This window comes from Variovorax sp. 20P10.2.4, from assembly GCF_058244205.1.
Map to the genome: position 1 here is coordinate 1 of NZ_JBZAYE010001130.1, position 1,302 is coordinate 1,302.

The following is a 1,302-nucleotide window of genomic DNA, read 5'->3' on the forward strand; positions in this document are numbered from 1 at the left end:
TGGCGGCCTGTCGCTCGCGACCGTGCTCGAGGCCGCGAGGCAGGGCATCGCCGTGTCCTCGCTGGTCGCGTTCTCGCCCTGGACCGACCTGAGCCTGAGCGGCGCGAGCGCGCAGGAACTGGCCGTCGGCGATCCGCTGCTCGACGTCGGCTACCTGCGTGCTTCGGTCGCGGCCTATCTGGGCGGCGCGCCGGTCAGCGATCCGCGTGGCTCGCCGCTGTTCGATGCGGACCTGCGGCGCCTGCCGCCCACGCTGGTCCAGGTCGGCTCGGACGAGGTGCTGCGCGACGATTCGCGCCGTCTCGTGGAAGCGGCCAGCGGCGCGGGCGCGCGGGTCGAGCTCGAGGAGTGGCAGGGCATGCACCACGTGTTCCAGCTCAACACCCGCGAGCTGGCCAGCGCGCGCAAGGCACTCGATCGCGCGGCCGCGTTCGTGTCGCGCCACTGGAACGCCTGACCCTTTGCCCGGGTCCGCGCGTGGCCCGTGCGCGCGGAACGTGCTAAGTTGCCGCGGACTCGGAAGAACCCATCGGCGAAAGACACGCGTGCTCGACCTCAACGACTTTCGGTACTTCGTGGAAGTGATCGACCGGGGCAGCCTCTCGGCCGCGGCGCGCGCGCTGCAGCGGCCGGTCTCGACGATCAGCTACCGCATCCAGCAGCTCGAGGCCGAGCTCGGCCTGACGCTGCTGGCGCGCACCTCGCGGCGCATCACGCTGACCGAATCGGGCGAGGCCTTCTATGGCCACGCGGTCGCCACCATCGCGCGCGCCAACGAGGCCGAGGCGGCGATGCGCAGCCGCAGCACGGAGCCGACCGGCACCGTGCGCTACACGGTGTCGGTCGCGACCTCGCAGTTCGCGATGACCGAGATGGTCGCGAGCTTTCTCGCGAAGTACCCGAAGGTCAACCTGCTGCAGGACGCGAGCGACGCCAACGTCGACATCGTGGCCGACCGCTACGACTTCGCGATCCGCGCCTATTCGGGCGCGCTGCCCGATTCGAACCTGGTGCAGCGCGCGCTCGCGGAAGCGCCCTGGCACCTGTTCGCGGCGCCCGAGTTCCTCGAAACCGCCGGCGCCATCGAGACGCCCGACGACCTGCTGGGCTGCGCCACGCTGTTCATGAAGCGCGGCGGCCTCGCGCCCCTGTGGCAGCTCAAGCGCGAGGACGACCGCGCGCAGACCGCGCAGGTCGCGATCCGCCCGCGCATGGAGGGCACCTGCATGGTGACCCTGAAGCGCGCGGCCGAGGCGCGCATGGGCGTGGTCGCATTGCCGGCCTACATCTGCCGCGACGAGC

2 protein-coding genes are annotated in these 1,302 nt (G+C 71.6%); both read left to right on the top strand.

Features of this window, described 5'->3' with window-relative positions:
- On the top strand, positions 1-457 hold a 457-nt coding region (locus tag AC27VN_RS41705), incomplete at its 5' end, for an alpha/beta hydrolase fold domain-containing protein (RefSeq protein ID WP_490880546.1).
- An 88-nt stretch (positions 458-545) separates the two neighbouring features.
- Positions 546-1,302: LysR family transcriptional regulator (locus tag AC27VN_RS41710; protein ID WP_490880547.1), on the top strand; the 757-nt coding region annotated here is incomplete at its 3' end.